The sequence below is a fragment of the Romboutsia sp. LXY-2 genome (assembly GCF_056171995.1).
Map to the genome: position 1 here is coordinate 266,133 of NZ_JBKFGI010000006.1, position 21,287 is coordinate 287,419.

Annotated in this window: 18 protein-coding genes; all 18 read right to left on the reverse strand. The window is 28.2% G+C overall.

Translation table 11 applies throughout. The annotated features are described in order from the left end of the window. Positions 1-48: 48 nt before the first annotated feature. Entirely contained in the window at positions 49-1,323 is a 1,275-nt protein-coding gene (locus tag ACI48P_RS12425) for a PTS galactitol transporter subunit IIC (protein ID WP_475216143.1), read from the reverse strand. A 49-nt stretch (positions 1,324-1,372) separates the two neighbouring features. After that, the gene (locus tag ACI48P_RS12430) at positions 1,373-1,651 is read right to left on the reverse strand and encodes a PTS sugar transporter subunit IIB (protein WP_475216145.1); all 279 of its coding nucleotides are present in this window, start codon (positions 1,649-1,651) and stop codon (positions 1,373-1,375) included. Positions 1,652-1,682: 31 nt separating this feature from the next. Beyond that, positions 1,683-2,141 carry a PTS sugar transporter subunit IIA gene (locus ACI48P_RS12435; RefSeq protein ID WP_475216146.1) on the reverse strand — a complete coding sequence of 153 codons (459 nt, stop codon included), beginning with the start codon at positions 2,139-2,141 and terminating at the stop codon, positions 1,683-1,685. A 369-nt stretch (positions 2,142-2,510) separates the two neighbouring features. Continuing rightward, positions 2,511-5,456, reverse strand: a complete 2,946-nt coding sequence (locus tag ACI48P_RS12440; RefSeq protein ID WP_475216148.1) for a sigma 54-interacting transcriptional regulator — start codon at positions 5,454-5,456, stop codon at positions 2,511-2,513. Between the two features lie 181 nt (positions 5,457-5,637). Continuing rightward, positions 5,638-6,288: a fructose-6-phosphate aldolase gene (gene fsa, locus ACI48P_RS12445; RefSeq protein ID WP_475216149.1), complete on the reverse strand. Its 651-nt coding sequence runs from the start codon at positions 6,286-6,288 to the stop codon at positions 5,638-5,640. Positions 6,289-6,450: 162 nt separating this feature from the next. Beyond that, on the reverse strand, positions 6,451-6,792 hold the full coding sequence (locus ACI48P_RS12450; RefSeq protein WP_475216151.1) for a hypothetical protein: 342 nt from the start codon (positions 6,790-6,792) through the stop codon (positions 6,451-6,453). A gap of 94 nt (positions 6,793-6,886) precedes the next feature. After that, on the reverse strand, positions 6,887-7,495 hold the full coding sequence (locus tag ACI48P_RS12455; RefSeq protein ID WP_475216153.1) for a DUF3786 domain-containing protein: 609 nt from the start codon (positions 7,493-7,495) through the stop codon (positions 6,887-6,889). A 48-nt stretch (positions 7,496-7,543) separates the two neighbouring features. Continuing rightward, positions 7,544-8,566: a threonine aldolase family protein gene (locus tag ACI48P_RS12460; RefSeq protein WP_475216155.1), complete on the reverse strand. Its 1,023-nt coding sequence runs from the start codon at positions 8,564-8,566 to the stop codon at positions 7,544-7,546. A gap of 51 nt (positions 8,567-8,617) precedes the next feature. Further along, positions 8,618-10,711 (reverse strand): sensor domain-containing diguanylate cyclase, encoded by a 2,094-nt coding sequence (locus ACI48P_RS12465; protein ID WP_475216157.1) that lies wholly within the window; start codon positions 10,709-10,711, stop codon positions 8,618-8,620. 116 nt (positions 10,712-10,827) lie between these two features. Then, positions 10,828-12,402 carry a hypothetical protein gene (locus tag ACI48P_RS12470; protein WP_475216159.1) on the reverse strand — a complete coding sequence of 525 codons (1,575 nt, stop codon included), beginning with the start codon at positions 12,400-12,402 and terminating at the stop codon, positions 10,828-10,830. A gap of 120 nt (positions 12,403-12,522) precedes the next feature. Further along, positions 12,523-12,798, reverse strand: coding sequence for a Nif11-like leader peptide family natural product precursor (locus ACI48P_RS12475; protein WP_475216162.1), 276 nt, complete (start codon positions 12,796-12,798; stop codon positions 12,523-12,525). Positions 12,799-12,824: 26 nt separating this feature from the next. Then, the gene (locus ACI48P_RS12480) at positions 12,825-13,628 is read right to left on the reverse strand and encodes an HAD family hydrolase (RefSeq protein WP_475216164.1); all 804 of its coding nucleotides are present in this window, start codon (positions 13,626-13,628) and stop codon (positions 12,825-12,827) included. 179 nt (positions 13,629-13,807) lie between these two features. Continuing rightward, entirely contained in the window at positions 13,808-14,422 is a 615-nt protein-coding gene (locus ACI48P_RS12485; protein ID WP_475216167.1) for a hypothetical protein, read from the reverse strand. Between the two features lie 103 nt (positions 14,423-14,525). Beyond that, a complete protein-coding gene (locus ACI48P_RS12490) occupies positions 14,526-15,377 on the reverse strand; it encodes a tetrahydrofolate dehydrogenase/cyclohydrolase catalytic domain-containing protein (protein ID WP_475216169.1) in 852 nt (283 codons plus the stop codon). Positions 15,378-15,415: 38 nt separating this feature from the next. Then, positions 15,416-15,925, reverse strand: coding sequence for an anaerobic ribonucleoside-triphosphate reductase activating protein (gene nrdG / locus ACI48P_RS12495; protein WP_475216170.1), 510 nt, complete (start codon positions 15,923-15,925; stop codon positions 15,416-15,418). An 18-nt stretch (positions 15,926-15,943) separates the two neighbouring features. Then, the gene (gene nrdD, locus ACI48P_RS12500) at positions 15,944-18,073 is read right to left on the reverse strand and encodes an anaerobic ribonucleoside-triphosphate reductase (RefSeq protein WP_475216173.1); all 2,130 of its coding nucleotides are present in this window, start codon (positions 18,071-18,073) and stop codon (positions 15,944-15,946) included. 425 nt (positions 18,074-18,498) lie between these two features. Continuing rightward, on the reverse strand, positions 18,499-18,714 hold the full coding sequence (locus ACI48P_RS12505; RefSeq protein ID WP_475216174.1) for a hypothetical protein: 216 nt from the start codon (positions 18,712-18,714) through the stop codon (positions 18,499-18,501). 91 nt (positions 18,715-18,805) lie between these two features. Further along, a complete protein-coding gene (locus tag ACI48P_RS12510) occupies positions 18,806-21,139 on the reverse strand; it encodes an ATP-dependent DNA helicase (protein WP_475216176.1) in 2,334 nt (777 codons plus the stop codon). Positions 21,140-21,287: the final 148 nt, after the last annotated feature.

Below are 21,287 nucleotides of genomic sequence, written 5' to 3' on the forward strand. Positions count from 1 at the left end.
TTAATTTTCGCATTCCTTTAGAAAAGAGTAACTTTTATAGTTTATATATTAAAATATCCCTATCATATTAACTATTTCAGATAGCTTGAATATCAGCCACTTAAATAAGTTACCACCTGCATCTAAACTTGATACTAATGTAGCTCCATCAGGCATCATGTTTGCATCAACTAATAATTGAGTATGAACTGTAGCCATATCTGTAGCCATTAATAATGCGAAAGCAATACATATAGTACCTGTTATTACGGAGTGAACTATGTTACCTCTACTAAAACATACTATAAATGCTATATAGAATGGTATTGTTGCTAAGTCACCAAATGGTAAAACTCTATTTCCAGGTAAAATAACTGCTAAGAATAATGTAATAGGAACAAGTATTAATGCTGTAGACATAACAGCTGGATGACCTACTGCTAGTGCTGCATCTAGTCCTATGTATAAATCTCTTCCTTCGTATTTCTTTTGTAAGAAATCTCTTATTGCTTCTGATATTGGCATTAACCCTTCCATAAGTATCTTAACCATTCTAGGCATAAGTAGCATAACACCACCCATAGATATACCTACTTGGAAAGTCCCTGCAACATCATATCCAGCAAGTAATCCTAGTATTAAACCTAAAATTACCCCCATCATCATCGGTTCTCCAAATATACCAAATCTCTTTTGGATAGAATCTGGATCCGCATGTAACTTATTTATTCCTGGTATTTTATTTACTACTCTACTAACTACATATCCAAGTGGAGCATAAGAACAAGTCGAACCTGTAGGTAAAGTTATACCTTCTAATCCAAAGAATTCTTCGCAATCTTTGGCTGTTTTATCAGCAACCCAAAGGACAAGTAATTCCATTATTATTGCACATATTATAGCCCAAGCTAAACTTCCTGTTACTATATATCCAAAAGCACCTGCTACTATGAAGTGCCAGTAGTTCCATATATCTATATTTAATACTTTAGTTCTGTTGAAGTATATTAATATTAAGTTTACTAATAAACACACTGGTATTATTATTGGTGCAACTGGTGATGCCCATGTAGCTCCAGCTGTAGTTGGCCAACCAACATCTATTATTGTTAAACTTAAACCAAATCTTTCAACCATTGCTTGTGCCGCTGGTCCTAAAGTACTAGTTAATAGTCCTGCAACTAAGTTTATACCTACAAACCCAATTCCTATCGTTAAACCAGATTTTAATGATTTTGTAAAGCTTACTTTAAATATAAGTCCTAAAATTAAAATTGTAATTGGTAAGATTACCGTCGGTCCCATGTTCAGTATATACTGAACCACTTCTAATAATTGATCCATTTGCACATCCCCCTTTAAATTTTTTATATAATCTTAAGCTGAATTTATACTATCTTAAATAGCTTAAGATTTTTTCATCTAAAGCTTTTGCGTTTATTCCTGTTATATATGCTGTAGCTTTTATTGCTGGTATATCATATTCTCTTGGTAATATTGTAGTTGTTACTATTAAATCTGCATCGCTTTGAAGAGAAGCTACCTCTGCTATTTTACATTGCACTATTGTTGCGTCTATTTTATTTTCCTTAACTAATTTTTCTACCTTATCACAAACTACTGTTGAAGTTGCTATCCCTGCTCCACATGCTACTAATATTTTCTTTGACATTTTGTTTCCCCCTAAATTTTTAATAATTTCTTTATATTGCACTTAATATATTTAGTACTTCTTCACTGCTTTGAGCTTTTATTAATTGGTTAACTATTTCTTGATTTTGAATTATACTCATTAACTCTGTTAACACTTTAAGCTGACTATGTGGTTGATTTAACCCCAATACAAATGCTAACTTAATAGGTACTTGTTCATTTTGATCTTCCATAGAATTTAACACCATTGTATCTTTAAAAGTACAGATTGATATAAATTCTTCTTTGGTATAATCAGCGTCAGTATGAGGTATAGCTACTCCATAATCACCAAGGTTAATTCCAGTTGGGAATATCCCCTCTCTTTCAAGTATTTTTTCATAATATTCTTCTGTTACATATCCTAAGTCAAACACCTTATCATGCACTATCTTAAAAAACTCTTCTTTGGTAGAACAATCTAAATTTATATTTATAGTGTTTGCGTTTACTAAATTAACAAATTCCACTTGTATACCTCCTTTCGATTAGTATGTTTATTTGTTTTCTTGCCATTATATATAGCATTTAACGTGCCACCTTTTGGTTTTTTTAGTTATTAAAGCTTAAATCTTAAGAAAACATTTTCCTAAAATTGTTAAAATTCAACTACTTTAGTAACAATATTTTTTTTTATTAATTTATTTGTTACCAACTTAACTATCCATTTTGTATTTATTTTATTTAATATTTTGGTTTTTATTGTTTTTGTATGGTGGTTTTTTTTGTTTTAATATTATGGTTTATTTTGTAATTCTTATTGGTTTATTTTGTTTAATATTTTTTTAAATAATAAAAAGAGGCAATATGCCTCTTTTATCTTCTATATCAAGATTGTCTTAACTACAACTTAATAAAGCTTTTATACTTTTGCTATCTTTTGATGTTATTAAACTTTCTAAAATGTTTTTGTCATGTATCTTTGATACTAAGGCTCTTATTTCTTGCTTATTATTTTCCTTCATTGCTAGTAAAATTACTAAATCAACCATATATTGTTCATCCCATACAATCGGTTTATTTAATTTTGCCACTGCAATCGCAGGTTTTATTACATGCTCTGGTAAACCATGAGGAAGTGCCACTTTAGATTGCATCACTACGCTACCCATAACTTCTCTTTTGTAAACACTTAATATATATTTTGAATCTACATATCCACCTTCTTCAAGCTTAGATACTAATGTATCTATAGTATATTCTTTTGATATTCCCTCAAAATTATATAATATTAAATCTTCATGAATAAGATTTTGTATATTATCATTTTTTTGTTCTATCATATTTTTAGAGCTTAAATATTCTAACACCTTGTTTTTTCCATGACTTCCAAATACATCATAATATGGTATGAAAGGAACATTTTTATAGTCAATATTAACTGTCCCACAAATAAGCAGTATATTGTAATCATCTTCTATTCTCTTAAGTATAACTTCTAAATCCTCATTTCCAAAGAAACCTAAAGCTTTTACATCAATATCATCTTGTACATCATTAAGAGATTTTTCAATATGCTCTTTTATCTTTGATGCTGTACCTACTCCACTTAAACAAACTGCTATAATAATATTTCTCTTATTATCCTTACCTAAATTCTTGTTGTAATTAATTTTATTAGTACTAATAAGTGAATAACTTTTGTTTTTACTTAAGCTTGCCATAATAGCATCTAGACTAAGACCTTGAATTGTTGCTAGTTTTGCTGCTTCCATTGACAATAAAGTATCCACTCTACTTATAGTTTTACAACGAATACCTATTCTTTTTTCTAATTCATCTCCTAGTATTATTAGTGATCCCATATCAACTAAAAGTAAAATACCTTTTGGTGCATTAATTTTCTTTATTTCTCCAATAACATTTTCCACACCTTCATGTCCAGGTATTGATAAATCTATTTCTAAGCCTACTGTACATTCTATTCCTAATATGTAATTTACAACTTTAGCCATTTCTATTCCAACTTTACCGTGAGTTACTATTACTACTTTTACAGCCTCAATAGTCTCCTCACTAAAACAGAACTTATTAACATAATAAGCCAAATAGCCTAATTCATCTTCAGGGAAAATCATTCCCGTATGTTCTTCTAAAATACCAATAATATATCTAGATATTTCATATTCAGTTGGCATGGAAACTTTTATCCTATCCAAACTTGGATTTATAATATTTTTACCTGATTTCATTCTTTCAATAGCATGTTCTATATGTATTGCTAATGCAAGATAAAGACTTTGATTTATATGTCTATACTGTTGCTTTAAGAAATCCATTACTTTATCTATTATTTTTAAAGTATCTTCATCAATTTGATTTTCTATATTAGTAAACTTCCTTCTATTTGAAAGATTTCTACTATTTTTAATATCATTAAATTTCAAGTCTAATTTTTTAATGAACATGTCCTTTAACTCATCGGTATTAGAACATTTGCGCTCTAATAGCTTCAACTCTTTTTCTGCATAATTATATATTTCACTCATCTCAGTTTGAGATAATATATTATTCTTCTTATCTAAAGCTTCTGTAATATCTATGTACACATCATCTACTTTAAATTCATTTTCATCTTTCCTTGAATTTAAACTTTCATAATAACCAGCTTTTATATACTCTCTTAAATTGTCCAGGTCTATGATTACATTATCATTATTAATGCCTACTCTACTATAGGCTCTAGCACAAGTAACTTGAATATCACTTTTTAACTGACCTATATTTCCACTACACTTATAATTCATTAAAGATAACATAACTTCCTTTGTTACCATAAAATTCTTATTAACTCTTTTTGCTTCTCTTTCAAAGAATTTTAAAATTATTTCGTGTCTCTCTGATAATGGTCTTTCACTCATATTTGGTAAATTGATTACCATAGGTATACGTCGTCTAAATGTCTGTAATAAATTTGAGTCAGGATTTTCTGTAGTCGCACTTATTATTAAAACATTTGCTTTTCTATTTGTATTACTTTCACCTAAGCGTCTATACTCTCCTCTATCTATTAATGAGAATAATATTTCTTGACCTGCAGATGGTAGTCTATGTATTTCATCTAAAAATAATATACCACCATTAGCTTTTTCAACTAAACCCTCTCTACTGGAATCTGCTCCAGTGTAAGCACCTTTTACAACTCCAAATAATTGTGCAATCAGTAAATTGGGATTTTCAGCATAGTCTGCACAGTTAAAAACTATGAAAGGACTATTGTCTGTTCTTATTTTATTTTTAATAGCATACTTATGCATACAAGTAGCTAATTCACTTTTACCAACACCAGTTTCTCCATATATTATTGTATGAAGTCCATTTGGAGGATACATTATTGCTGATTTAGCTAAATTAATTTTATCTTTTAAACTTCCTTCTATCCCTATTAAATCCTCAAAACCATCTTGATCTGATAGGCTGACTTTATTTTTTTTAATATTATTTTTAACTTGCTTATTATTTTCTTTTTTCTCACTCGCTACCGATCTATTGCAAACATTTTCCTCTTTGATAAATTTCGATATTCCACTTCTTGAGATATTGTATCCCTTATTAACAAGTATCTCTGCTATCTTTCGTTCCGAGAGATTTTTATTTTCTTCCATTACTTCTATTAAGTCTTTTAGTAATATCTTCTTACGTCTTTCTCTTGAATCTAATATATTATGTTTTTTTCTAATCGCTATAATCTCAGACCTTTTTAAATTTAGGAGATCAGCCAGCTCCTGATCTGTATAAGGATTTTTTTTGTCTTCTCTTTCTATCGCCTTTAATATATTATTCATAATTGTCCCCCTAAAATTATTTAATATATACTTTTATCCCCCCTTTTACTATCCAATTCTCTAATTTATATCATTTTATACTTTAAATAATTTTTAGTAAATATTAAAATATAAAATAATTATAAAATTAAGAAAATAACAAAATAAAAGACTACAATTTAAATAATTGTAGTCTTTTATTTTATAACTTTAATGAAGAACCTTCCCAGTCTTTCATAAATCCTTCTATCCCTTTATCTGTTAAAGGATGACTTATCATTTGCTTGATTACCTTTAATGGTACTGTAGCTATGTCAGCTCCAAGCCTTGCTGCTTCAGATACATGTATTGGATTTCTTACACTTGCCACTATTATTTGAGTATCTATAGCATTAACGCTAAATATTTCAACGATCTCTTCTATTAATTCTAAACCATTTTTACCTATATCATCAATTCTACCTACAAATGGACTTACATATGTAGCTCCAGCTCTTGCAGCTAAAAGTGCTTGTCCTGCAGAGAATATTAATGTTACATTAGTCTTAATACCTCTTTGAGATAATATCTTAGTTGCCTTTAATCCTTCAGCTGTCATTGGTATTTTAATAACAATATTTTTATGTATTTTTGATAATTTTTCTGCTTCCTTAACCATATTTTCATGGTCTAAGCTTATAACTTCAGCACTTACAGGGCCGTCTACAATATTAGTTATTTCTTTTACTACTTCAATAAAGTCTCTACCTTCTTTAACAATTAGGGATGGATTTGTTGTTACTCCGCAGATAACACCTAAATCATTAGCTTCTTTTATTTCCTCTACATTTGCTGTGTCTATAAAAAATCTCATTTCATAAACCTCCTTGGTTTTAGTATTTTTCTTATTATTCCTAATAATATACTTACTTATATAAACCCTATGTATAAATAATATTTAGTACAGTATTCTCCCCAATTAATTAATTTTTTCTGTACTTTACGCCTCTATTATGAAGTATAACATAAGTTATAGCTAATTGCTAAAAGTTATATTTTTAACTATTTCCAGTATATTTCCAAAGTCATATATTTTAAGTTTCTCTTTTATGTTAGATATTTTTTTATCATTTATGCTAAATATTAACTTCAATTTTTCTTTTAATGTTAAATTTTTTTCAGAATTCATTAGCATTACTTCTTGTAACTTTTCTTCTTGTTCAATATATTTATTTTCTAATTCTCTATATTCATACGATAACTGACTATATTCATTTATTAATTTACTATATTTAATATCAAATATAATGGAATTAAATACATATAAATTAGCTATAATTAGTAATATTACTATTGTAATTAACTTTATATTTTTCAAAATAATTCCTCCATCTAAGCATACTAATTATAGTATTCTCTATTTTAAGGAATTTTATATTAAACTTTACAAATTTAAAACAATATTATGTAAATTATCTTTCAATTAACTTGTCACATACAAACATTCCTAATCCAATTATGGTTTCAATATGTAGTAGATGCTGAATAGATGATTCAAAAAGTATTGTAGCATTAGGAGCTATCTCTTCATCACCTTCCCATAATACAAAGCATAATGAAATTTTAGGCAAAACCCTAAATATAATACTTTTATCTCCAAAGTCACCTATTTTACATCCTATATCGTTACCACTAACAATAAAATCATGGCTATTAAATCCAAATTTATTTATTAAGTTTACAATAGCACTTTTATGAAAAGCCGGATAAAATAAAGCACCACCATTTGGTAATTCTTTAAGACTTACCCATTTAGTTGATGGTAATATTAGACTTTCACAAAATGTTAAGTAATTAAGGATTATAATGCATGTACTAATACTTGGAACTTCACCATTATTTTTCTTATATATTTTTTCTGACTTAAAATCAACTATATATTCTTCATACAAAAATACAACTACAATCTGATGCTTTTCTTCTAAGTACTCTACATCTAATAGCTTTGCTACTTCATGTAGATTTTTTTCTTTAAGCTTTTTCCACTCATTTTTGTATGCAACAATATAATTACTTTCCATATGCTTATCCCCCTAAATTTAAAATAAAGCCAGGATTTCTCCTGGCTGTTATATATTGCTTAAGTCTTTTACAAATTCTTGAACAACCTCCTTTTTAGTTGCCCAAGATGTTACTAGTCTAATACATGAATTATATTCATCCTCACTTGACCATATAGCAAAAGAATATTTTTCTTTTAATTTTTCTATAACTTTATTAGGTAGTATAGGGAATATTTGATTAGACTCAGAATCAATTAAATACTTATATCCTAAATTATCAATACCTTCCCTAAGCATATCCGCCATATCATTTGCATAATTACCAATGTCGAAGAATAAATCATCTTTAAATAATTCTACAAATTGAATTCCTAATAATCTCCCTTTAGCTAACATTGCTCCCCTTTGCTTTAAGTTATATCTAAAATCTTCTTTTAGATTATCACTACAAATTACTAATGCTTCACCAATTAATGCACCATTTTTCGTGCCTCCAATATAAAATGCATCAGTAAACTTTGATATATCTTCTAAACTTAAATCATTACTTTTAGTGCAAAGTGCTGAACCTAGTCTAGCACCATCCATGAATAATATTAGTTTATTTTCCTTACAAACATTACTTAATTCTTTCAACTCATTTTTTGTATATACTGTTCCTATTTCAGTAGAGTTTGATATATAAACTAATTTTGCCTTAGTCATATGTTCATTATTATGTTTTCTTAAAACAGCTTCTACGTCTGCTCTTCTCAATTTACCATCATTTGATTCTACTGTAATTACCTTATGTCCCGTAGCTTCAATAGAACCTGTCTCATTTGCATTAATATGCCCTGTGTTACATGATATGCATGCTTCATGAGGTCTTAAAAATGCACCGATTGCTGTTAAATTAGTTTGTGTTCCGCCAGGTATAAAATGGATATCCACATTCTCATTATTAATTTTCTCTTTAATTAATCTTATTGCCTCTGCACAATATATGTCTTCACCATATCCATCTGTCTGTTCTAAGTTTGTTTTTACTAGCGCTTCAATTATTTTAGGATGAGCTCCTTCACTATAGTCATTTTTTAAGCTATACATTTTTCATCTAGTCCCCTTTACTTCGTCAAATTATATTCGTGTAATATCTACTTATTTATATTCTACCACACAATTTCGTCCTGAGTATTTTGCTTTATATAAAGCTTCATCTGCAAACTTTACTGCTTCATAAAAAGATAATTTATTATATTTATTTGTCTCACATACCCCCAAGCTACAGGTAACATTTATGTGATTTTTATCAACCTTAAACTCCTTATCTTCAACTGATTTTCTTATTCTCTCTCCAATTTTTTTAGCTTCTTCTATATTTGTATTTGGAAGTAAAATTAAAAATTCCTCTCCTCCGTATCTACCAATATAGTCAGTGTCTCTAATCTGAGATTTAATTGTTTGAGCTACTTCCTTTAGTATATAATCACCGGTTAAATGACCATATCTATCATTTACATTTTTAAAAAGATCAACGTCTAACATAATTATGCCAGATGACTCTTTATCTTTCAATTTATCCACGCAGTTTTTCTTTCCTTTAGTAAGTATCTCGCTTCTATTTAAAACACCTGTTAAACTATCATGAGTAGCAAGATATTCTACCTTTTCAAATAATTTAGCATTTTGAAGTGCAATTGCTATATATGAAGTTAATATTTTTAGCTTATTTAAATCATTACTACTATAAGCATTTTTATTGTAATTTTGAACACTTATTATACCTATAACTTTGTCTTCCACAATTAAGGAAGAAAATATTGCCGAGTGAGCAACTTCTTTATTGCAGTCTTTTTTATTTAGTTCACGCTTAAGATATTTTTTATAATCGCTATATATATCATTAATAATAATATCTGTTTTATTATTATAGCAATATGACCCAAAGCTATATTCTTCTTCAACAGAAATCAAACCATAGTTTATTTTTTCGCCTCTTTCAATAAAATACTCATAGTCTAATCTGTTAATTTCCTCTTTATATAAGGCTATTCCAAAAATATCTGCGTCTACTAATAGATTTACTTCTTTATAAATTGACTCTAGTGTATTTTCTATTTTTAAGTTTGACGTTATTTTTTGTCCTATATTAGATATTATTTTCATTTCATCGTATAAAACTTTATACGCTTTCGCTTCATCAGTTATCTTTTTGTTATGAAGTTTTGCAAACCACAAACTACTATTGTGATTAAAGACTTCTTTTTCATACTGAGCATATATATTCATTGCTTCATATGCATCTTTGTATCGTTCCATATTTTCATATAAAATACTTAACTGATAATAAATTTCCTTTATTGAAAATTTAGAGTTAACTTTTTTACCTTCTTCAATTGCTTTCAGTAATTTTTTCTCTGCATTTTCATAGTCATTTATTGAAGAATAATAGCTAGACCAGCTACTTAATATTTTTAATATCATACTTATATTATTATATTTTATTGATAAAACTAGCGCCTCTTGGTAATACGTCTCCACATTTTCATACATACCTATCTTCCAGTCTATCTCTGCTCGTACAAATAAATTTTCATTTTTAATCACTATTAAATTATGTTCTTCTATTAACTCACATGCTTTTTGACAATATCCATCTGCAGCTCTTAAGTTTTCAAGTTTTACTTCAACTTCAGCTAATGCATTATAAATAATAGCTAAATGCTCTGGCTCTATTTTATTCCATACGTTATCTAGTCTTTTAATTAAATCCACACATTCTTTATAAAACTTACTATCTAAATATGCCATTGCTGTATTAATAGTTAGAGGAATTAAAATCTCATCATCTTTATATTTTTCTGATATCCCTATTCCCGTTAATCCATGCTCTATAGCTAAATCTAGCATGCCTATAGCAGTGTAGTCTGCTAATAGCGCATTACATGATCTTGAAGTCCCCTTTGCATTGTTTTTTTGTACAAAAATATCATTCGCTTTTGTATGAAAATCTATGGCTTCATCATACATACATCTATCATGGTAATACCATCCTAATGATAATAGACACCATGCACAACCACTATCATATTTTTTCTCTTTACATATTATATGAGCCTTTTCAATTGCTTCTTTTGCTAAATCCGGATATGTTCTAAGGTTGTCTCTATTAAAATTATAAAAATAATCTATGTAATTCTCATCTGATTTCAATTTTTCAAAATGCGGCTCTAATTCTACATAATTTTCCATTCATTATCCCCCTTAACCCTTGGTTATTATGCAAAAAATTAGACATTATTTTTAATAAATAAACTTGGAGCAATAATATTACATGCTCCAAGTTATTTCCTCAATTGTTAATTATACTATCTAAATCTTCTTCCATTTAATAACTTATTAAACATCTCTTCAATTTCAGATTTATGCTCTGCCAATAAATCAAAATATTGTTCTATTTCTTTGCTTATTTCTAAATATTTTTCATCAAAATGTTTTTCTTCTTTATATATATTATAATTACTACAATCGCACCCACAATAGTTGCTACAATTGTCATATTTATATACTTCAAGACCTTGGAAAGGATTAGCAGTTCCTAAATATAAATCATTTTCACAATCTACATGAAGCATTCTACCACCATAATTATATCTGTTATATAATCCATTTAGGAATAATGGTTTAAATTTCTTACCATCACTTGATACGTACATATCAAATCCAAAAGGATAGTCAACTAAAGCTAAAGTTTCAACCACTAAAGTATATACATTTATAAGAATTGCAGTTATAAACTTACCTATCATCATTTCAACCGCTTCTCTATTTGCCAAAATCAACTCAAGTATTACTTGCATATTTGTTGAGTCATCAAAAGTAGTAATATATAATTTACCTTTATATTCTTTTATTTGCCAAGCATATACGTTAAATGGGTTATTAAATCCTGACCATAAACCAGATATACTCTTCCCTCTTTCACCATTTGTTGGAATAGCAGGTTCAAAAGGTATTCCTCCTACTACCAATTCCCAATTATCATGCTTATCAATTCTTATAATATCGCATCCTCTAGGAATAGCCCAAGATAACGGTAATTCTTTTGTTCCACTTACGTATAGGTAGTTTTTAAATACACCTATTGCCAAACTGTATTTGTTAGATTCATCACCAAAACCTTTATCTACTATTAAAGTCCAATCATTAAATCTCGGTTCTTCTGAATCCGTTCTCCAAACTTGAACACCATCTTCAGTGCTTGTTGCTACATAAATACGCTTATTAAAAACTTCCATATTAGTTATGTTACCTTGTGGATTTTTGTCTGGATCGTAACCTGGTGTAGAACTTAATTTAGTCTCTAGTTCCCATAGATAAAATTCTGGATCTTTACTACTATACAATAATGCATCCGGTATTGTTCCAGTTTCATCAACTGTCGCTAAATACAATTTCCCATCGTGTACAACCATTGCTCTTGAGGATGTTCCTTGTATCGTTCCTGAAGGTTTAACTTCATTTGTTACAGTCTTCCAATCTACTCCGTTTACAGATTTATATATAATCACTTCTCCATTTACTGATGCACCTGCAGCATATAATGCTGGGAATCCACCAAAAGCCGCAAAATTTATCATAAATCTAAATCCATAAATACCAGGGTCTTCTGTCTTGAATACTTGTTCCCATGGCTGAGTTCCATCTTTTTTGTATCTCCATATTTCAGCTTGATAGTCAGTTTCGATTGGGTCTATTGATATTGGTAAGTTAGCAGATGGGAATATTGTTCTTATAACAGTTAATAGAATATTTCGTCCTGTACCAACATATATATATTCTCCTAGTTCACTCATTGACCATGCATAGTTATTTTGTCTTGCATTAATTAGATTTTGTGAATCAAATCCATTTGTTGGTGTGATATTATCAAAATTATACATATATACATCACCTTCATATATTATAGTGAATAGATATATCTATTCACTATAACATATGAAGAAGTTACAATTTTTGCTATATTTTTCTTAGTTAATAATAATTAATTTAAAATATAAATTTTATTTATAACTAAGTGAAATAAAAAAATCTTCATACCAATCATCCCAGCCTTCAATTGGGTACACAGCCCCTCCATTACAACTTTTAAGTAAATTTGAAGTATATTCTTCACCAATTTCAAATATCTCCCCTATAGTCATTTGGAATCCGAAAGATGTAATAGTATTGCAAAAAGCATCCATTGGATCTTTTGCGCTTCTAGTGTCAATAAGAGCTTGCTTAAGTTTAGGATTTATTCTTGCCTCGTTTAAAATTCTAATTAATTTCTCATTCATAATACCCCATCCTTTTGTAATAATTTCTATATATTTAAGCTTAAAGCATCTTTACCAAGCACAACGTCTTTTATAACTTCAACTACTCCATTTTCATCATTACTCTTCGCAATAAATCTTGCTTTATTTTTAATGTCTATTTTTGCATTTTCCATAGCATAACTATAATATGCTGAATCCATCATTTCAAAATCATTCATATGATCCCCAAATACCATAGTTTCTTCATAATCAACATTAAATCTATCTTGTAATATTTTTATAGCTTGCTTTTTATTTCCACCCAGTTTACAGATATCAAAACACGTTGACCCAGAAGGTGTTATCATAAGTTCTTTATTTAGCACTTCAAAAGCTTTAAGACCTCTATTCACTACCTTTTCTGGTCCAAATGTAGTTACTTTAAGTATTTTATCATCTACTTTAGTTACGTCTCTTACTACTTTAACCTTTAACTTCCATTTAGCCCCAACTATTGCCGGAAGTATACTCTCACTATAGATAACATCTTTAGAACAATATATTGTGTTGTGTTTAGATACTTTTCTTACAATAGGTGCTATTTTATTTATCATATGTTTTTCTATATAATTTTCAAATAGTACTTCATCCTTGTACATAATAAGATTTCCATTATTTGAAGCAAATATAATATCTCTATCTACATCTTTAAATACATTTTTAAGTGATCTTAATTCTCTCCCACTTACAGCTGCAAATAGTATATTTTTCTCACTAATTCTTTCCAAAACATCATAAAACTCATTATTAATATTTTTTTTTGAGTCTAATAACGTTCCGTCCATATCTGATGCTATTAATTTTATCACTAAAAAATCCTCCGATTACCTTATTAAATTGTCATTAATAATATTTTACCAAATTAATTTAACTAATACCACCGTATACTATTAAATCAATTTAGGGTTATATTAATTATATTTAAATAAAAATACAATTAATATATAAATAAAGCGTACAAACAAAACTGTCTATACGCCTCATAGTCTTAATTAAATTTATCCATTAGCAACTTAATATTATTTTGGTGTGCACTATCCAATTTTTTAGAATTATGAGTCATTGAGTTTAGTAAATGAATATCCATATGACCATCAACATCATTTCCCTTTACAGAATCATAGTTTATACCTTTGCCATAACCATCACTTCTATTTTTTTCAGTGTACGCTCTAGCCGGCTCACTATCTAATCCTGCATGAGGCATAGCTGTCATTGATGCACCGTATACTTTCCCATCTATATGAATTAGTACTGGTCTTCTACTCCAACTAAATCCACCCCATATTTCTTTTATTATTTTAGAATCATCTATACTTACAGGTTCTACATCTGCATGATTAGAACCTCCTGTTCTTATCATATTAAATTTTTTACCTGTTTCATAATCTTCTACTATAAATGAATTATTCATGTCACTTGCATAATCATCTCTAATAATTATATTTTGACCATCTTTATACCAATCGCTAAATATAACTTCATCATATTCTACTTTTGATTCATTATCTATATTATTACTAGTAGCATATGCTGTATTAAATATAGGAAAAACCATTATAGATGCTATTGCCATTGCTAAAATATTTTTCTTTATACTCATAAATTAGCCCTCCTAGCCCTAGATTTATTTCCTATATAATATTACAAAACTGTAACTTTTTCACTACTTTTTATAAACTTACCACTATTTACATTGGTAATTATTATTTAAAATTTAATTTATAAAGTTCAATAACATTATCTATTAAAGCGTTTATTGTAGCTTTTCCAGTACAATTAATTCTATTAGAAACTAAATCCGCTTTATTTAAAGATAAAACTTTATCTACATCAAAGTCTAATATTTGCTTTCTTCCTATGTATGTAAATCCTACCCCAATAGCTACTGCACCTTCTTTTATATCATTTGCATCAATCAAATCAGTTTTTCCAACACAAGATATTATTATATCTGCTTGTCTTACTAATGCCCCTAAATCTTTAGTTTTACTATTTGCATTTATTAATGTGGCCCCTCTATTCATTAGCATAGCACATAATGGCTTTCCAACATGATTAGATTTACCTATTACTAAAGCTACTTTTCCTTCCATCTCAACTTTATGGTATTCTAGTATAGATATAACACCTTTAGGCGTTGCTGGTGCTAACTTTTTATCATTTCCTAAATTTATTTCACCAATCCATTTTGCATTAAAGCAATCTGCATCTACTTCATCTTCTATTGCACTAAGAAGTTTATTTGTGTCTAAATGATTAAAAGTTGGTAATTGAAGGATTACTGGTATTTTATTTTCATTACATCTGTTTATTATTTCTAAAACATCTTCATCATTACAGTTTGATTCTAATTTTATTGAACTTACTTTTAGTCCAACTTTTTCGCCTTCTGCTATTTTTCCTTTTATGTATCTTGCATTTCCTTCATCATCAGAAGCATTTATAATTACAAATTCAGGCTTTCTATTTATCAGCTTAGATATTTTTTCTACTTGTTCTTGTTGATATTTTATACTTTCTTCACACATTTTTATTGCATCTATTATTACTGTCATATTATTTCTCCTTGAAAAGTATTTCTTTGTAAATATTTTTATAATGATTTTTCATTATATAATACTACACTATTATTAATTACTGAGTCTTTTACATTTATTATTCTCTGATTACTTGACCCTCTTAAGAATAATGTAATATTCTTTTTGCTTTCTTCAAATTTACCATCAATTAATACATCAATATACTTTAAGATTTCTTTTTGAGCTTCATTAAAGTTTTCAAATTCATATCCTGTCCATAAATATATTTTCTTATTTGGATATACTTTTTTAAATTCTATACAAACTTCTAAAACACCTTCTATATTAGGAGGGCATAGGGGCTCTCCTCCTAATATAGATAAGTTTCTGTTTATATTATTTTTATTAATGTTATTAATTATATATCTTAAATCTTCATGATTAAATTCTCTTCCACCATTATAGTCCCAAGTTTCAATATTAAAACATCCTCTACAATGATGAGGACATCCTTGTGTCCAAAGAGACATATTTATTCCCGAACCATTTGCTATGTCATTATCTTTAATTTTTGAAAACCTCAAATTTATCACTCCTGTAATCTATAAATGAAGTACTCTTTCTCCGATTTCTTGAGTACGACCTTTTCCCCACATATTAGATCCAATATATCCACATGTTCTTCTCATTACTTGCATTTCTTCTTTGTTTTTATTCCCACAGTTTGGACAATACCACTCTAAATTATCATCTAATTTTATTTCCCCTGAGTAATTGCATTTGAAACAAATATCTGGTTTAGTATTTATTTCAGCATATTGTATATTATGATAAATATAATTTATAATTTGCTTAACCGCACCTATGTTTTTACTCATATCAGGAACCTCAATATAGCTTATACATCCACCAGAACTAATATCATGGAATTGACTTTCAAACTTAAGCTTTGTAAATGCATCTATTTCTTCTGCAACATGTACGTGGTAAGAGTTTGTATAGTACATTCTATCCGTTACATTTTTAATTTCTCCAAATTTTTGCTTATCAATTCTACAGAATCTTGAAGTTAAACTTTCTCCTGGAGTTCCATATAATCCAAAACCAAGTCCAGTTTCTTTTTTCCATTTTGTACATGCCTCATTAAGATGATTCATTACCTTTAGTGCAAATTCTTCACCTTCTTTAGTAGTATGAGAAACACCTAGCATTGCTTGAGTCATTTCATAAATTCCTACATATCCAAGTGACAATGTAGAATATCCATTTCTTAATAAATTATCTATTTTCTCGCCCTTTTCTAACCTTGCAAGCCCACCATGTTGCCAATGTATAGGAGAAACGTCTGAAATTGTACCTAGTAAAAGATTATGTCTAACCATTAATGCATCTCTACAAAGTTCTAATCTTTCATCTAATACTTGCCAGAACTTTTCCATATTCATGCCTGCAGTAAGTGCTACTTGTACTAAATTAAGAGATATTACCCCTTGGTTAAATCTACCATACCATTTGTAATTACCATTTTCGTCTTTATATGGACTTAAATGAGAACGACAACCCATTGGTGGGAATGTGTTTCCTTCATAATTTTGTCTCATTATTTTTGCACTTTGATAATCTGGAACTAATCTTTTTGTATTACATTTTGCAGCGAGCTTTGTAATATAATCGTATTTGCCACCTTCTAAGCAATTATGGTCATCTAATAAATATACTAGTTTTGGGAACTCTTCTCCTATTTCTTGACCTTTATAGTTTTTCATTCCTTCAAGTCTTTGAACTATCATTTCTTCACATATTAATGCCATCTCATGTTCATACTCTTCACCTTCAGCTATTTCTAAATAAATAGTTGTAAAAGGAGATTGGCCATTACTTGTGTGTAGCGTAGATAGTTGGTATCTTATAGTTTGAATTCCTGACTTTAATTCATCCATCATCCTATCTTGTGCTAGCTCTGTAGCTAATTCTTCTGGATATTTTTCTTTATACTTATTTAAATATTTTTCATAAGAGAATCTTAAGAATGGAGCTATATGTCTTATGGTTATAGAGCTTCCTCCATATTGACCACTTGCTATTTGTCCTATAATCTGCGTTACTATAGTACAGGCCGTAATAAATGACTTAGGTTTTTCTATCATCTTATTGTTAATAACTGTACCATTATTTAACATATCTTCTAAATTAATTAACATGCAGTTGTGAATTGATTGCATTGCATAGTCCATATCATGATAGTGTAATACTCCCTCATCGTGAGCTTGTACTATGTGAGCTGGTATTAATTTTCTTCTAGCTATATCTTTAGAAACTTCTCCTGCTATTAAGTCCCTTTGTGTTGTTGCTAATAGTCCGTTTTTATTTGAATTTTCATTTAGTACATCTTCATTACTTCTGTCTAAGAGCCCAAGTATGCTATTATCTGTTGTATTTGTTTCTCTTTTAAAAGATTGAACCGCTCTATATCCTTCATATGCCTTGGCCGTAAGATCTTGTTTATTATTTATTAACATACCATATACTTTTTCTTCTATTTGATATACAGTAGGTGAAAGTGCACTTTGATAACACATAGATTCAATTTCATCTGCTATCTTCTTTGCAATGCTATCTTCATAAATTCCACTACCATATCTCATTGCTTTTAAAATTGCACTTTCTATTTTTCTTTTATCAAAATCAACTATACTTCCATTTCTTTTAATTATCTTTAATTCTTTTATCATGTATGTCTCCTTTACTTATATGTCAACGTAAAAAATTCGCTTCACTCATGTCGCCAACGACTCTGTCCGTTGCTCAAAAGCTTTTTTAAGCGACTACGTCGGCGATTTCAATTTACTTACTATTGGTTTATTGTTGTCACTCTTGTGCATGAATTATAGACAGATTATGACCTATCATAATTTATTTATACGTAAAAAAGTTCACACATTATTATATAACGTATGACTTTTTCAGCTAAATAAATCTTTTTTCGATAATGATTATTATATATTATTATACACTTTTTTTTCTCTAAATGAAATTTAGAAAACTTTTTTATTTTTTATAATTCTATTGACATAAAAATATACTCCCTTTATAGCTACAGTTTTTATTTTTTAACTGTTTACTATAAAGGGAGTATATAATGATAATATTATTTTTTTTATTTAAATTCTCTACCAACACCTTCAGATTGATAGTGGTTATTTATTTTATTTTTTACCTCTGGACCTGCACCAGCCTTATTAGTTATAGTTTTATGACCACATGGATCAATTTCTACAACCTTTTCTCTATCAGTATTAGTATTTTCACTTTCAGTATATAAGAACTGTTTAACTAAATCTTTCATACCACCAGATTTTGAATTTTCTCTCATTATTATGTCACCTCTTTTAAAGTTTTCTTAAAACTAGGTTTCCCATATATCAAAAATAAAATTTATTATTGTTGATATATTTAAGAGGTTTTTAATTCCAAAAATTATTACACAAATCTAAAACATCATCACTTTTTTTAACGCTGATATTTGGATACCACTCATATGGAAATAATTTTTTATATCTAGCTTGCGAATATCTACTATCTAATAACAGTATTATTCCCTTGTCTTCATCCGTCCTAATACATCTTCCTGCTGCTTGAAGTACTTTTATCATACCAGGATATATATAAGCATAATCAAATCCTTTATTATTTTCATTCCAGTGATTTTTGATTATATCTCTATCAATCCCAATTTGAGGCATTCCTACTCCTACAACAATAACACCTATTAATTTGTCATTAGTTAAGTCTATTCCTTCTGAAAAATGACCTCCCAATACACAAAATCCAACATGGGTATCTTCATTATTTTCATCAAACATAGATAAAAAATCTTCCTTAGCTTCTTCACTCATATTGCTTTCTTGAATAATTACATTAATATTAGGATATTTATCTTTCATTTTTTCATATACTAATTCCATGTATTTATATGATGGGAAAAACACCATATAATTTCCCTTTTTGCAGCTAACAGTGTTAGCAATATATTTTATTATATCTACACTTGTTTCATTTCTTTTATTATAAGTAGTTGAAATATTATCTCCAATCATAAGTAATCTATTGTTAATATCAAATGGACTCTTGAGATTAATAATAAAATCTTCTTCGCTGCTACCATACATTTCTTTAAAATAATCCATAGGAATTAATGTTGCTGAAAAAATTATAGAACTTTTACTTTTTTTCATTTTTTCTACTATAGATTTTGATGGATTAACACAATACAATTTAGTAGTTATACCATTATAGTCCTTTTTGAATATAGTTACGTAATTTTCATCATATATTTCACTTATTGATATAAATCCGTGTATATCAAAATACAAATCCATTAGGTCTTCATCGTCTTCTTTTGATATTGCTAAATATTCATCTGCAACTTTCAAAAACATACTAAGCAAATTACATAATTCTATAGGATATTCTTTTTCAACTAAATTATCTTCTTCTAATATTTCTAATAAATCTATTTTTTCATTTAATTGTTCTTCCACCTCTTTAAGGATTTTGTATAACTTTTTATCTTTTTTTCTAAGCGTTTTTTTAACTTTAGTTATCTTCTCATTATATAAGATTGAAGAATACATTTCTCGAGCTCTATCTACTAAGTTATGTGCTTCATCAATTAAAAAAGTATAATCCGTAGATTTTACATCAAAAAACCTTTTTAAATATACTTTAGGATCAAAAACATAGTTATAATCACAAATTATAATATCGCTTAATAATGTTAAATCTAAGCATAATTCAAAGGGACAAAGTTTATATTCTTCACTTATTTTATCAATATTATCTCTTCCATAATCATCATATTTATTAAAAATTTCTTTTAAACAATCATTAATTTTATCATAGTAACCCTTTGCATAAATACAATAGTCAGGATTACAATTAACTACTTCCATTTTACATACTTTTTCTTTTGCCGTAATTGTTACTGCTTTAATATATAAGTTTTTTATTCTCATCAAATCAACACTACTTTGTGCAACTTCTCTTGTAATAGTTTTTGCTGTTAAATAAAATATTTTTGAAGTATGCTCTTCTCCCATAGCTTTAATAGCTGGGAATAATGTTGATATTGTTTTTCCTGTTCCTGTAGGTGCTTGTGCAAAACATTTTTTACTATCAGTAATACTTTTATACACTCTTACTGCCAAATCTCTTTGCCCTGGTCTATATTCTTCAAAAGGAAATGTTAGATTTTTTATAGATTTATTTCTTTTTTCTATCCAATCACTTTCTAATTTTGCCCAGTATTTATATTCATCTATAAGCCAATAGAAAAAACTCTTCAATTTTTCAAATGTATAACTTTTTCTAAGTATACGAGTTGATTTACTATCTATATTATAATAGGTTATTTGAATATCTATTTCTTTTAAATCATTTTGTAGACAGTATATGTATCCATAACACTTTGCTTGTGCCCAGTGAAGATGATTAAAATCTTCATCAATTAATAATAAATCTTTTGTTGTTGTTTTTATTTCATCAATTATTATCTTTTCATTTTCTAATAGTATTCCGTCTGCTCTACCTTCTACTAATATATCTAGCCCCTCATAGGTAAAGTTATGTTTAAGAGGAACTTCCGCACTATAATTATCACCATAAGATTTTTGAATCTTTTGATGTCCTCTTATTCCTTCAATTGCTTTAACGGAACCAACATATCTATTATCAATACTACCATGCCTCATTATAAATTCTACTAAGCTTCTTATTGATATTTTTACTTGATTTTTCATAATAAGAGGATTCCCTCCTTTTACTGTATTTAAATAATGATTTTATTATATCATAGCTACTCAATATAAATTTCATATTATTAATCTTATTGTTAGTATCAATTATATTTCATAAGATATCATTAAAGGGTATTGCTAAAAACAATAC